Below are 14087 nucleotides of genomic sequence, written 5' to 3' on the forward strand. Positions count from 1 at the left end.
CGCACCCTGGGGTGCCTGGTGAAGGCGGTGCGGGGCGAGGAGGCTGATGGTTGGTGCCATAGCAGTCGCCGATCCGACATCCGCGACGACTCTGCGCAGTGGGGTGATGGAGTGCAGAGCGCAGCCCGAGGGGGGAAAGATGATTTTCGATTTCGATTCGCAGCAATCCGGCGGCACGGCGTGCGCCTGCCCGGAAAGGCCCGCGCCTGTCCGGCTCGGCGTCGCCATCGTGGAACGCCCGCTCGGGCACCCGACGCGATCGACCGTGGGCGCCTTCCCGCTGACCGCGGCGCAGCGATCCATCTGGTTCGCGCAACAGCTCACGCCGGAGACCCCGTACGTCATCGCCCACTACGTCGATCTGCGCGGTCCGGTCGAGCTTGCCGTTCTGCGTGACGCCACCCGTCGCGCGAATCTCGAATTCGGCTGGGGATCGGTGCGCCTGGTGGACATCGACGGACAGCCGCATCAGGTCGTGGACCCGGCCGTCGACGATCGGGTACCCACCACCGACCTTCGCGGCGAGGACGATCCCGTCGACGCTGCCCATCGCTGGATGCGGAACGACCGGAGCGCACGCACCGACATGTACGACGGACCGCTCCTCGTCTCGCACATTCTGCAGCTGGGCGACGATCACTACTACTGGTACTCCCGCGCTCACCACATCGTGTCGGACGGGTACGCCGCGATGATGCTGATGAGCCGCACGGCCGAACTGTATGTCGCTGCCCTCGAGGGCAGCGAACCGCCGGACAGCCGGATCGTGGGACCGGAAGCTCTCGTGCGGGAAGACGCGACCTACCGTGCCTCCACCCGGTTCGCCCGGGACCGCGACTATTGGCGCGAAACCGGCGGCGACCTGGCTTCGGTCCTCAGCCTCAGCGGTCGCACGGCGCGACCGGACACCGACGCCCGGACGGCGACCGGGCACACGAGCCCGAACGGGAACTCACGGAATTCGACGGCCGTGACGGTCGCCGCCTTCGCCGCCTACCTCGCCAGGATGACCGGTGTCGACGACGTGGTGCTGTCGCTTCCGGTGTCGGCGAGAACGACGGCCCGCCTCAGGTATTCGGGCGGTTCGGTCTCCAATGTGATTCCGTTGCGGCTGAGAGGAATCGGCTCTGCCACCGTCCGTCATGCGGTCGGAACCGCCGAGGCGGCGTTGACGGCGGCACTGCGCCGTCAACGTTACCGCCGCGAGGACATCGGCCGGGACCTCGCCACGGGCGGTGTCGAACTCCTGCATTTCGGTCCGGTGGTCAACGTCATGATGTTCACGAAGGAGATCACGCTGGGCGCCGTGCACGGGACGGTGCGGGTACTCACCACCGGTCCCGTCGCCGACCTCGCCGTCAACATCTACCCCGGGGCCGAGGGCAGTGCCGCCCGCATCGACTTCGAGGGAAATCCGGCACTGTACGACCACGCCGAACTGACCGGACATCACGCGCGTTTCCTCGCCTACCTCGACAGGTTCACCGCAGCGATCGAGTCGGATGGACCGGTCGCCGACCTCGACGTCTTCCTCTCCGGCGAACGCGAAGAATTCGCTCCCGCGCAGGGGCTTCCGGATGCCGAGCCCCGCACCCTCGACCGCCTCCTCGCGGGGACCGTCGCAGAGCACCCGGAGGCGATCGCGATCCGCGACCGCGGACGTGAACTGTCCTACGGCGACCTGGACCGGCTCGCAGGCCGGCTCGTCCGGCTCCTGACCGGCCGGGGCATCGGACCCGAGAGCATCGTCGCCGTCTCCATCCCGCGGTCGATCGAGTCGGTGCTGGCGTTGTGGGCCGTCGCCAAGGCCGGCGCGACCTACGCTCCGATCGACCCCTCGCACCCGAGCGCTCGCATCGCGTACACCCTGGACGATTGCGGCGCGACAGTCGGGCTGACGGTCCACTCGGAGCGCGCCCGACTGCCCGGCACCGTCGCATGGCTGAACACGGATATCGACGACCTCGAAAACCTCTGTGAAGAAACCCTCCCGGATGCGGAACGGACCCGCCCGCTGCTCGTAGACCATCCCGCGTATCTGATCTACACGTCCGGGTCGACGGGAGCGCCGAAGGGTGTCGTCGTCACCCATCGCGGCCTCGCCAACCTCGCCCAGGAGATTCGGGACAAGTACGCGGTGTCCGCGCGTTCTCGCGTCCTGCATTTCGCCTCACCGAGCTTCGACACCGCGCTCGTCGAAGTACTCTCGGCCTGTGTCGGCGGCGCGACGCTCGTCGTCACCCCGCCCGGGGTGTTCGGCGGTGAGGAACTGTCACGACTGTTGCGCGACGAACACGTCACTCACCTCCTGATGACACCGTCCGCCCTGGCCGCCCTCGACTCCTGCGCACTGGACGACCTGGAGTTGGTACTGGTCGGTGGGGAGGTGTGTCCGCAGGAGCTGGCGCGGCGGTGGGCCGGTGGCCGGACCATGCGGAACGCGTACGGTCCGACGGAGACGACGTGCAGCGTCACTCTCACGGATCCGGTGTCACCGGACGAGCGGATGACGATCGGCTCGCTCATGCGCGGCGTGGACGCGGTGGTTCTGGATCACCGGCTGCGTCCGCTTCCTCCGGGTGCTGTCGGTGAGCTCTACCTCGCCACCCCGGCACTCGCCCGGGGCTACCATCTGCGGCACGGGCTGACCGCTTCCCGGTTCGTCGCCGACCCGTTCGGCCGCAGCGGATCCCGGATGTTCCGCACCGGGGACGTGGTGCGGTGGACGGCGGCAGGGACGCTCGAGTTCCTGGACAGGGCGGACGACCAGGTCAAGATCCGAGGATTCCGTGTCGAGCTGGGCGAGATCGACGCCACGCTGAACACGCACCCGGGTGTCGGCTTCGCCGCGACGGTGGTGCAACGGAATTCGGCCGGCGACCCGACCCTGGTGTCCTACATCATGGTCGAGGGTGACGCGTCGATCGATCGTGAGGCAGTGAAGGCGCACCTGGCACGGTTCCTGCCGGACTACATGGTCCCGAAATCGATCATGCTCGTGAACTCGATCCCGTTGACACCGACGGGAAAGCTGGACCGGGCGGCGCTCCCGCTGCCGGAGTTCGGCTCGGATTCGGTGCCTCACCGCGACCCCGAGACCCCGGCCGAGCGCCGCGTCGCGCGCGTGTTCGCGCAGGTACTCGGCGTGGATTCGGTCGGTGCCGACGATTCCTTCTTCGACCTCAGCGGCGATTCGCTGTCGGCTATCCGCGTGGTCGCGACGATCAACGCCGAGCTGGGCACGGCACTGGGCGTGCGCGAGCTCTTCGATGCACCGACGGTCGCGGCGCTCGCGCGGACGGTCGCGGAGGCGGCCGCACAGCCGCAGAACGCGGGGCGGTCCCGCGGACCCAAGTTGGGCGCCGCACCACTGCCGGACCGGGTGCCGCTGTCGCCGTCGCAGTACTTCATCGACCGCACCGTCGTGAAACCCGCGCTCCACAACATCCCGTTCACGGTGCGAGTGCGCGGCGCCTTCGACGTCGACGCCCTCCGCTCGGCGATGGCGGACGTCCTGCGCAGGCACCGCTCGCTGCGAACGGTGTTCCCCGACTCGCCGTCGGGGCCGTACCAGCGTGTGCTCGACGTGGCCGATGCGTTGCCCGACCTGACTCCGGTGGAGACCGGCGCCGCGGACGTGGCGGCGCAGACGTCGGAACTGCTGTCCGCGGGATTCGACGTCCGGCGGGACCCTCCGCTGCGCGCCCGGCTGTTCCGGCTCGGTGACGGCGATCATCTTCTGGCCTGCGTCATCCACCACATCGCCGCCGACGGCTGGTCGCTCGCACCCTTGGCACGAGATCTCGCCGACTCCTACCGCGCCCGGGCGAACGGCAGTGAGCCCGTGTGGGAGCCGCCGATCGTGCACTACGCCGACTACACGGTGTGGCGTCGGGCATTGCTCGGCGACGAGAACGACCCGGACAGTGTCGCGTCCCAGCAGATCACCCACTGGACGAAGGAACTGTCGGGGCTTCGGGGGGAGCTCGCGCTGCCCACCGACCGCCCCCGGCCGCACCGGTGGACCTATCGAGCGGGCAGACTTCCGTTCTCCCTCGACGAGCATGCGCACCGTGGCCTGCTGGCCACCGCGCACGAGCACCACGCCAGCCTGTTCACGGCGCTCAGGTCGGCCGTGGCGGTACTGCTCGCCCGCGTCAGCGGCGATCCCGACATCGCGATCGGAACTCCGATCGCGGGTAGGGGAGACCCGGCGCTCGACGACGTGGTGGGAATGTTCGTCAACACGCTGGTTCTGCGAACCCGGGTGGACCCGACGATGACGCTGTGCGACATCGTCGATCGATCGCGCGGCGTGGAGCTTCGGGCTCTGGCGAACGCCGACGTGCAGTTCGAGCGACTCGTCCAGGTGCTCGACCCGCCGAGGTCACCGTCCCTGCATCCGCTGTTCCAGGTTGCGCTGTCGCTGAACAACTTCGCTCCGGCAGCGCTGAACGTGTCCGGGCTCGACTTCGAGGTCACACCCCGTCCGCTCGACATCGCCAAGTGCGATCTGCACTTCCACTTCACCGAACGTCACGACGTCGACGGGCGGCCCGGCGGAATCGATGCCGAACTGGTGTATTCCGCCGATCTCTACGACGCATCCACCGCACAGGGTTTCGTCGACACGCTGCACACCATCGTCGACCCGATCGGTAGGTGACCCCGGGGAATCGACGTGGTAGAGATAGCTCATGAGCGCCATCCGGAGAGCTGGTCGGGCAGCGGCGCTCGTCGCGGCCGTTCTCGCCCTGGCCGCCTGCTCGGACCAGGCCGGCACCGCTGTGAGCGAGCCGTCGACAACAACGACCGTCTCCGCCGCGGACACGGCCGGAACCGAGGCGACCACGCCCGCGAGCCTGCCGTACTCGGAGACTGAACTGCAGGTCACGGGTTCCACCGGCCGCGTCGGCTACGACGTCCTCATCCCGCAGATCGAGGGCGGGGATCCGGCGGTCACCGCCGAGTTCAACGAATCGATGCGGGCAGCACTCCAGGACCAGATCGACGGCTCGGGCACCGACGCCTTCACGCTGAGCAGCCAGGAGCACAGCGTGGCGCACATCGGCGAGCACGTGATCAGCGGTCTGCTGGTGACGTCGTGGAACGCCGATCCACCCGGTGCGCATCCCACACCGATCGTCGCGACGGTGGTGGTGAACGCCGATACGGCCGCGCCGATCACGCTCGCCGATCTCTTCCCCGACCTGCCGGCGGGACTGCAGGCGCTGTCGGACGAATCCGCGCGACTGCTCCCCGCGACGGTCGCGGGACCGGACTTCGAGCGCAGCGGCATCGAGCCGACCGAGGCGAACTTCGCCAACTGGCTTGCCACCCCGGCCGGCATGGAAATCCATTTCAACGACTACCAGGTGGGTCCGCACGCGATCGGGCTCGTCACCGTCACCGTGCCGTGGGACGCCCTGGCCGACGTGATCGACCCCGCTCTCGCTCCCGTCGTGTCGAGCTAGGCGCTGCCCGACCGCTCACCGGGAACGAACCTGTGGCCGCCCCGGTGCCGCGACCTACCGTCCCAGACAGGCCTTTGCTGCCGAATGTGTCTGTCGAATGGGAGAGGAGCGCGCCCGTGAGTGCACGCACCGAAGTTGATGCTCGTGCGAATCGGATCGGCGACGTGGACGCGGTCGTCGTCGGCGCCGGATTCGCGGGTCTGTACGCCGTCCACAAGCTGCGGAGCCTGGGTCTGACCGTCCAGGGTGTGGAGGCGGCGGGAGGCGTCGGCGGAACGTGGTTCTGGAACCGCTATCCCGGCGCCCGGTGCGACGTGGAGAGCGTCGACTACTCGTACTCGTTCTCGCGGGAACTCGAGCAGGAATGGGATTGGAGCGAGAAATACGCCACCCAGCCCGAGATCCTGGCGTACATCAATCACGTCGCGGACCGGTTCGACCTGCGCGACCGCTTCCTGTTCGGTACCCGGGTGACGTCCGCGGAACTGGACGAGGAATCGCTGCGGTGGGAGGTACGCACCGACCGCGGCGACGTCCTGTCCGCCCGGTACTGCATCTTCGCGACCGGCGCGCTGTCCACCGCGAACATGCCGAGCATCCCGGGCCGCGAATCGTTCACCGGCGATACGCATCACACCGGTCAGTGGCCGCACGAGGGTGTCGACTTCACCGGCAGACGGGTCGGGATCATCGGCACCGGTTCCTCGGGAATTCAGTCGATTCCCCTCATCGCGGAGCAGGCCGAACATCTGTACGTGTTCCAGCGCAGCGCCAACTACAGCGTCCCGGCGGGTAACCAGACGTGGGACGACGAGATGCGGCGCGCGATCAAGGCGGGATACGACGAGCGCCGACGGTTGTCCCGGGAGAGCGGTGGCGGTTCCCCGTACAACGCGCACCCGAAGTCCGCGCTGGAGGTCTCCGACGAGGAACGCCGGGAGGCCTACGAGACGCGGTGGAAGCTCGGCGGGGTGCTGTTCGCGAAAACCTTCCCGGACCAGACGAAGACCGAGGCCGCGAACGCGACGGCACGCGAGTTCGCGGAGGAGAAGATCCGACTGCTGGTCGACGACCCCGCGGTCGCGGACAAGCTGATCCCGAACGATCACCCGATCGGGACCAAGCGGATCGTCACCGACACCCACTATTTCGAAACGTACAACCGGCCGAACGTCACCCTGGTGGATCTGAAGGCGGCGCCGATCGAATCGATCACCGCGTCGGGCATCACCACCGCCGACGCCGACTACGCCCTCGACACGTTGGTGTTCGCCACCGGATTCGACGCCATGACCGGTGCCCTCGACCGCATGCGGATCGTCGGGCGCGGCGGTGTGTCGCTGTCGGAGTACTGGAGTGAGGGACCGAAAACCTATCTCGGTCTGGGTGTTCCGGGGTTCCCGAACCTGTTCGTCGTGACAGGGCCGGGAAGCCCGTCGGTGCTGGCGAACATGGTGCTCGGCGCCGAACAGCACGTCGACTGGATCGCGGACTGCATCGAGCACCTGTGGGAGAAGGACCACGACGCGATCGAGGCGTCCGTCCCCGCCACCGAGCAGTGGGTGGAGCACTGCCGCGAGCTGGCCGCGCAAACGCTGTTCCCGTTGGCGAACTCCTGGTACATGGGCGCGAACATCCCGGGCAAGCCCCGCGTGTTCATGCCGTATCTCGGGGGCTTCGGCGCGTACGGGCGGATCTGCGCGGACGTCGCGGAGGAGGGGTTCCGCGGTTTCGAGTTCAGCCGGTCCCGGACGAGGCTGGCCGACCCGGTGGGATAGTTTCCCAGACATTGGTCAGCCGCGCAGGCAATTGCCTGCGCGGCTGACCATTTCGTGGGAGAACGGAGTCGAGCTCAGTCGGGCAGCGCGTACGTGGCCCACGCCTGCGCGAGCACCTCACCGCCCCGCGTGCACGTGACGGTGACGTCCGCCATGCGTGCGCCGTCCTGGACGTACGTCTGTTGCAGCGACGAGGTGAAGTCCGCACCGGACGGCACGGCCCGCCGGATGCGGGTGCGGAACCTGCGGAGGGAACCGGGGAACTGCTCGGCGCAGTAGCGCTCCATCAGGTCCACCGCCTGATCGTCGGGCGTGACGGTCCCGGTGAAGCTGTTCGTCCAGAACTCGAAGACCAGCTGTTCGTCGCGGTTGCGGAAGCGGACGAGCAGGTCGTGGTCGCCGACCCTCCGGACGTGCGCGGAGAGGACGTCGTCCGACGTCCGGTGCGGTCGTAGCAGGAGGAAGTCCTGCTCGACGGCCGTTCCCGGTTCGGGTGCGACGACCACCCCGCTCGGGACGGCGTCGGCGCAGAGCCGGCGAATCTCCGCTGTGTACGACTGCGAAGAGATGAGTGCGGCCATCGTTCCTCCCAATTCACGGGTGTGTGATCCGCACGGTAGTCGCCGAGGCCGGTAAACGGGGGGTGTGGTCCCTGTGATCGGGACGCCGACGTACCGCCGTGGCGGGTGGATGCGAAAGCCTCTCGCTGAGTGGGAGAGTCGGGTACCGCAGCGGACCGCGTGCGCCGACTATGAGCTACACCACACCCCGAGGGTGTTCTTGACGTACAGCGAGGCGGAGGTAGACATGGCGCGCAACAGTGCCGTTGACGGCGACGAAGTCCGGATGATCGAAGTGGGATCGGCACCAACGCGTTTCGCGCGCGGGTGGCATTGCCTGGGGCTGGCGAAGACCTTCCGGGACGGCGCCCCGCATCAGATCGATGCGTTCGGGACGTCGCTGGTGGTGTTCGAGACGTCCGACGGGACCCTCAGTGTGCTCGACGCCTACTGCCGCCACATGGGTGGCAACCTGGCGCACGGCACCGTGAAGGGCGATTCCATCGCGTGCCCGTTCCACGACTGGCGCTGGGGCGGCAACGGCAAGTGCACGGGGATCCCGTATGCGCGACGCGTCCCGCCGTTGGCGCGGACCCGGGCCTGGACGACCATCGAGCGCAACGGGCAGCTCTACGTGTGGAACGACCCGCAGGGCAACCCGCCGCCCGCCGACGTGACGATTCCCGAGATCGAGGGATTCGGCTCCCCGGAATGGACCGACTGGACCTGGAATTCGCTGCTCGTCGAGGGCTCGCACTGCCGCGAAATCGTCGACAACGTGGTCGACATGGCGCACTTCTACTACGTCCACTTCTCGTTCCCGCGCTACTTCAAGAACGTCTTCGAAGGGCACGTGGCCACCCAGTACATGCAGTCGACGCCCCGCCACGACATCTCGGTGGGCACCAGCTACGACGACCCCAATTCGACGCTGCGTTCGGACGCGTCGTACTTCGGCCCGTCGTACATGATCGACAAGCTGTGGAGCGAAGCGAACGGCATGATGATCGAGACGGTGCTGATCAACTGCCACTACCCGGTCAGTGCCGATTCGTTCGTCCTGCAGTGGGGCGCCATGGTGAAGAAGCCCGAGGGGCTGTCGGACGAGGTCGCGAACGGCATGGCTGCCCAGTTCGCCGAGGGCGTGGAACTCGGGTTCAAGCAGGACGTCGACATCTGGCTGAACAAGTCGCGCATCGACAACCCGCTGCTGTCGGAGGAGGACGGGCCGGTGTACCAGCTGCGTCGCTGGTACCAGCAGTTCTACGTGGATGTCGAGGACATCACCGACGACATGACCAAGCGCTTCGAATTCGAGATCGACACCACCAGGGCGGTGCAGAGCTGGGAGGCGGAGGTCGCCGACAACCTCGCCAACGGCGTCGTGCCGCTCGACACCAACGCCTGAGCCGGCACCGAGAAGAAGGACACGACAGATGACCCACGAGGTTCTCGACAACATCATGGCGATCGCGGATCAGCTCCGCGATCAGGCCCCCGAGGCCGAGCGGATCGGCCGGCTGCCCGACGACACGGCGAAGAAGCTCCGCGAGGCCGGACCGATCAAGCTGCTCCAGCCCGGCAAGTACGGCGGCCACGAGTCTCACCCCCGCGAGTTCGCGGAGACGGTGATGGCCGCCGCGTCCCTCGACCCGGCGACGGGCTGGGTGTGCGGCATCGTCGGCGTGCACCCCTGGCAGCTGGCGTTCGCCGACCCGAAGGTGCAGGACGAGGTGTGGGCGGCCGACAACGACACCTGGATGGCCTCGCCCTACGCACCGACCGGGATCGCGACCCCGGTCGACGGCGGCTATCTCTTCAGCGGACGCTGGCAGTTCTCGTCGGGAACCGATCACTGCGACTGGATCTTCCTCGGCGCGATGCTCGGCGACAAGGACGGCGCGATGGCCCTGCCGCCGAAGATGCTGCACATGATCCTGCCGCGCAGCGACTACGAGATCGTCGAGGACTCGTGGAACGTCGTCGGGCTCAAAGGCACCGGGTCCAAGGACATCATCGTCCGGAACGCCTTCGTCCCCGACTACCGGGTGATGGACGCCGACGAGGTCATGAACGGCACCGCGGTGCAGAAGTTCGGGCGCACCGAGACGCTGTACAACATGCCGTGGTCGACGATGTTCCCGCTCGGAATCTCCTCCGCCGTGGTGGGAATCGCGGAGGGCGCCCTGGCCGCTCACCTCGACTACCAGCGCGACCGTGTCGGAGCGCAGGGCACTGCGATCAAGGACGACCCCTACGTGCTGTTCGCCGTGGGCGAGGCCGCGGCCGACATCAACGCCGCCCGCCAGGAACTGCTCGCCAACGTCGACAGGATCTGGGACCTCGTCGAGTCGGGCAGGGAAGTCACGTTCGAGGACCGCGCGGCCGGGCGCCGGACGCAGGTGCGTGCCGCGTGGCGGGCGGTCACCGCCGTGGACCAGATCTTCGCCCGCTCCGGAGGCAACGCGCTGCGCATGGACAAGCCGCTGCAGCGGTACTGGCGGGACGCGCACGCCGGCCTGGCACACGCCATCCACGTGCCGAGCACCGTCTACCACGCCTCGGCGCTCAGCTCGCTCGGCCTCGACCCGGCCGACAACCTCAAGTCGATGATCTGACCGCCGTCGGACCTCGAAAACAGCAGAAGGACAACACATGACAGATATCAAGGGGCTTGGCTACGTCAAGATCCAGACCAACGACCTGGAGCGGTGGCGCACGTTCGCGTTCGACGTGCTCGGATTCGCCGAGGGTTCGGGCCCGGACGAGGACGCCCTGTACCTCCGCATGGACGAGCGCGCGGCCCGCATCGTGATCGTGCCGGGCGAGACGGACGAGGTCGTCACCATCGGGTGGGAGGTTCGCGATCACGCAGGCCTGGTCCGCGTCCAGGAAGCGGTCGAGGGTGCCGGGATCGCCGTCAAACCGCTGTCGGTGGAAGAGGCCGACGCCCGCCGCGTCGAAGAGGTCGTCACGTTCCAGGATCCGACCGGTGCGACGATCGAGATCTTCCACGGCGCGGTACTCGACCACAGCCCGGTGGTGACCCCGTTCGGCGCGAAGTTCGTCACGGGGCCGCAGGGTCTCGGCCATGTGGTGCTACCGGTGATGGATTTCAGTGGTGCGTTCGACTTCTACACCGAGGTGCTCGGCTTCCTGCCCCGCGGCGCCTTCCGCATCCCGGCGCCGCCGGAGTTCGGCCCGATGCGGGTGCGCTTCCTGGGCGTCAACGAGCGTCACCACAGCCTGGCGCTGTGCCCCGCACCGCACGGCGGCGCGCCGGGTCTGGTGCACATCATGGTGGAGGTCGACACGCTCGACGCCGTCGGGCAGGCGCTCGACCGCGTCGTGAAGGACGGATTCTCCGTCTCCTCGACCCTCGGCCGTCACACCAACGACAAGATGGTGTCGTTCTACGTGCGGGCCCCCGGCGGCTGGGACATCGAGTTCGGCACCGAGGGTATGAAGGTGGACGAGAAGTACTACTCCGCGGAGGAGATCACCGCCGACAGCTACTGGGGCCACGACTGGTCCGGAAGCGAGCCGCTGGCGGCCATGTAAAGGGGTGTCCGGGCCCGGTGTGCGTATCTGCTCGATGCGTGCGCCGGACCTTTGGGCTGTTCGGGGCCCGTCATCCAGCACTATTGCAAATAGGTATATGCCTATTTATAGTAAGTGTCGCCAGTCACACACCGCGTCGCCGCACCGAGCAGCGCCGCTACGGAGGTCCCCATGACGACGACACTCAGCCCCACCCCCACCGCCGGCCTCGATCGCGCCGCCCTTCTCCTCGACGCCTTCGACGGTCCGGGCAGGCTCACGCTCGCGCAGATCGTGCGCCGGACGGGGCTTCCGCGCTCCTCCGCGCACCGGATGCTCGAACGTCTCGTCCAGCTGCGGTGGCTCCGCCGGGAGGGCCGGGACTACGAACTCGGCATGCGGCTGTTCGAACTCGGGTCGCTGGCGGTGCACCAGGACCGCCTGCACCGGGCCGCCCTGCCCTTCCTGCACGAACTCCACCGCCTCACCGGGCACGCCGTGCACCTCGCGGTGCTCGAGGGGATCGACGTCGTCTACCTGGAGAAGATCGCCGGACGGTTCGGAGTCGGACTGCCGTCCCGCGTCGGCGGCCGCCAGCCCGCGCACTGTACGAGTGTCGGCAAGGTACTGCTGGCCCACTCGCCCGAGTCCGTGGTCGACCGCGTCGTCGAAGCGGGCCTGCCGCGCAGCACACGATTCAGCATCGACTCACCCGCCGCGTTCCGCGCCGAGTTGCAGAAGACCCGCGAACGCGGAGCGGCCTACGACCGGGAAGAGGATCTCGTCGGCGTCAGCTGTGTCGCCGTGCCGGTGGGCACCGAGGACAACGTGGTCGCGGCCATTTCCGTGTGCGGTCCCAGCAGTCAGATCAAGCTCGATCACCGCCTGACCGCGCCGATTCGCATGTCCGCCAAGGGCACCTGGCGTAACTACATGTCGACCGCGACGCCGGCCGCCGGACGCGCCGACCGATACTCCGCCTGAGGCGGGACGAAGGAGCACGAATGCCGCTCGACGAGCAGGCCGAGACCATCCTCCGGGGACTGAACGAGAACTTTCCCCGGGTGGAGACCATGACGGGCGCCCAGGCGCGAGCGGCAACCAAGGCGGGACGCAAGGCCGTCGCCGACCCCGAGCCGGTCGGTAGTGTGCGCGACCGGGAGATCCCCGGTGGGGCCGGACCGGTTGCCGTGCGGATCTATTCGCCGGCGGGGCACCCCGCGGAGCCCCTGCCCGTCGTCGTCTTCTTCCACGGCGGCGGGTTCGTGATCTGCGACCTCGACAGCCACGACGGCTTCTGCCGCGCGATGTGCAACGGGATCGGCGCCGTCGTCGTCTCCGTCGACTACCGACTCGCCCCGGAAGCGCAGTTTCCCGCCGCAGCAGACGACGCCTACGCAGCGACGTGCTGGGTCGCGCAGCACGCCCGCGAGTTCGGCGGCGATCCGGACCGTCTTCTCGTCGCAGGCGACAGCAGCGGGGGCAACCTCGCGGCCGTCGCCGCGCTGATGGCCCGGGACAGGGAGGCCCCCGCCGTCGCCGGACAGCTACTCGTCTACCCCGTCATCGAACCGGTCTTCGACACCGAGTCCTACGAGCAGTTCGCGGAAGATCACTTCCTCACCCGCTCTGCGATGCAATGGTATTGGGATCAGTACCTGCCCACGCACCGCGAGGCCGTGCCCGCCTATGCCGCCCCGGTACGGGCCGAGGACCTCGGCGGGCTCCCACCCGCGATCGTGATCACCGCCGAACGCGACCCCCTCCGGTACGAGGGGGAGAAGTACGCCGCGGCACTCGCCGACGCCGGTGTCCCCGTCCAGTGCCGGCGGGTCGAGGGAATGTTCCACGGATTCTTGACGATCGACGCGATGGCCGCGGCGCAGACCGCGCGGGGAGAACTGTGGCCTCAGCTCCGGACTCTGATGGCGGAACCGGCGCACACCCCGTCCGACTAGTCTTCGCGCTCCGCCTCGTCGTTCGCGTCCCGGGCCGCCCTCATCGCGGCCTGGTACTCCTGCTGCGCTGCCCGGGAGCGCCGGATCGAGTGTGATGCGGTCGGTTTCGGCACACCGGGATGTTCCGGCGTCCCTTCGCCGTGCATCCGTTCGACTGCCTCGTCGATGTCGGCGAGCATCTGCTTCGCGAGCTCGCTCTCGGCCGCGTAGTACCGCTCGGACCACTTGTTGACCATGTGCGCGAACGCCCACGTGGGTTCGACGTCCGAATCGCGGGCGTCGAGTGCGGCCTGCCTGCTCATCCCCTCCACGTACGAGATGTGCTCCTCGAGTGCTTCTTTGAGCTGCTCCGGCTCGGTGAGGTGACCGAGCCACATGCGTAGCATCACCCCGTGCTTGAGGACGGGCGGATCGATCGGCGCCTCCCGCGCCCACCTGCGCATGACGTCCATGCCCGCGTCCGTGATCTTGTACAGCCGCTTGGGTTTCACCCGGGCCTCGTCGTCCACGACGGTCCGCGACGTCACGTATCCCAGGTCCTCGAGCTTCTTCAGCTCCGAGTACACCTGACTGAACGACGGGCTCCAGTAGAAGAAACGCACACTGTACGACGCCCACTTCTTCAGGTCGTAGCCGGACAGCTCTTCGCCGAACGACAGGATGCCGAGTACCGGCCAGCTCGTCGATCGGAGGCCGGCGAACCCGGAACTCTGTGTGGGGTCGGACGATGGCATTTCCCGAGCCTATCAACCGCGCGCCGGTTGCCGGACAGCGCGA

General features: G+C 68.1%; 10 protein-coding genes. 8 read left to right on the forward strand and 2 right to left on the reverse strand.

What is annotated here, in order from left to right; genetic code table 11:
* The first annotated feature begins 139 nt into the window (after positions 1-139).
* The 3 genes from OYT95_RS26070 to OYT95_RS26080 all read left to right on the forward strand — a co-directional run bounded on the left by OYT95_RS26070 (position 140) and on the right by OYT95_RS26080 (position 7252).
* Positions 140-4666, forward strand: a complete 4527-nt coding sequence (locus OYT95_RS26070; RefSeq protein WP_268789530.1) for a non-ribosomal peptide synthetase — start codon at positions 140-142, stop codon at positions 4664-4666.
* 31 nt (positions 4667-4697) lie between these two features.
* Positions 4698-5474: an RsiV family protein gene (locus tag OYT95_RS26075; RefSeq protein WP_037225944.1), complete on the forward strand. Its 777-nt coding sequence runs from the start codon at positions 4698-4700 to the stop codon at positions 5472-5474.
* Positions 5475-5629: 155 nt separating this feature from the next.
* Positions 5630-7252 (forward strand): flavin-containing monooxygenase, encoded by a 1623-nt coding sequence (locus OYT95_RS26080; protein WP_037226244.1) that lies wholly within the window; start codon positions 5630-5632, stop codon positions 7250-7252.
* Positions 7253-7326: 74 nt separating this feature from the next.
* Here OYT95_RS26080 and OYT95_RS26085 read toward each other — a convergent pair whose 3' ends face one another.
* On the reverse strand, positions 7327-7833 hold the full coding sequence (locus tag OYT95_RS26085) for a hypothetical protein (RefSeq protein WP_268789531.1): 507 nt from the start codon (positions 7831-7833) through the stop codon (positions 7327-7329).
* 226 nt (positions 7834-8059) lie between these two features.
* Here OYT95_RS26085 and OYT95_RS26090 point away from each other — a divergent pair, with 226 nt between their 5' ends.
* From OYT95_RS26090 to OYT95_RS26110, 5 genes are all read left to right on the forward strand, one after another.
* On the forward strand, positions 8060-9220 hold the full coding sequence (locus OYT95_RS26090; protein ID WP_112300074.1) for a Rieske 2Fe-2S domain-containing protein: 1161 nt from the start codon (positions 8060-8062) through the stop codon (positions 9218-9220).
* A 28-nt stretch (positions 9221-9248) separates the two neighbouring features.
* On the forward strand, positions 9249-10430 hold the full coding sequence (locus OYT95_RS26095) for an acyl-CoA dehydrogenase family protein (protein WP_268789532.1): 1182 nt from the start codon (positions 9249-9251) through the stop codon (positions 10428-10430).
* A 37-nt stretch (positions 10431-10467) separates the two neighbouring features.
* Positions 10468-11373 (forward strand): biphenyl-2,3-diol 1,2-dioxygenase, encoded by a 906-nt coding sequence (gene bphC / locus OYT95_RS26100; protein ID WP_268789533.1) that lies wholly within the window; start codon positions 10468-10470, stop codon positions 11371-11373.
* Positions 11374-11544: 171 nt separating this feature from the next.
* Positions 11545-12336 (forward strand): IclR family transcriptional regulator, encoded by a 792-nt coding sequence (locus tag OYT95_RS26105; RefSeq protein ID WP_007297613.1) that lies wholly within the window; start codon positions 11545-11547, stop codon positions 12334-12336.
* A gap of 20 nt (positions 12337-12356) precedes the next feature.
* Positions 12357-13310: an alpha/beta hydrolase gene (locus tag OYT95_RS26110; RefSeq protein WP_268789534.1), complete on the forward strand. Its 954-nt coding sequence runs from the start codon at positions 12357-12359 to the stop codon at positions 13308-13310.
* On the opposite strand, the gene OYT95_RS26115 is transcribed toward OYT95_RS26110, so the two are convergent.
* A complete protein-coding gene (locus OYT95_RS26115) occupies positions 13307-14044 on the reverse strand; it encodes a PadR family transcriptional regulator (protein ID WP_268789535.1) in 738 nt (245 codons plus the stop codon). The genes OYT95_RS26110 and OYT95_RS26115 overlap by 4 nt on opposite strands.
* Between the last annotated feature and the right edge of the window lie 43 nt (positions 14045-14087).

Source organism: Rhodococcus sp. JS3073, from assembly GCF_026810085.1.
In the GTDB taxonomy this organism is placed as follows: Bacteria; Actinomycetota; Actinomycetes; order Mycobacteriales; family Mycobacteriaceae; genus Rhodococcus_F; species Rhodococcus_F wratislaviensis.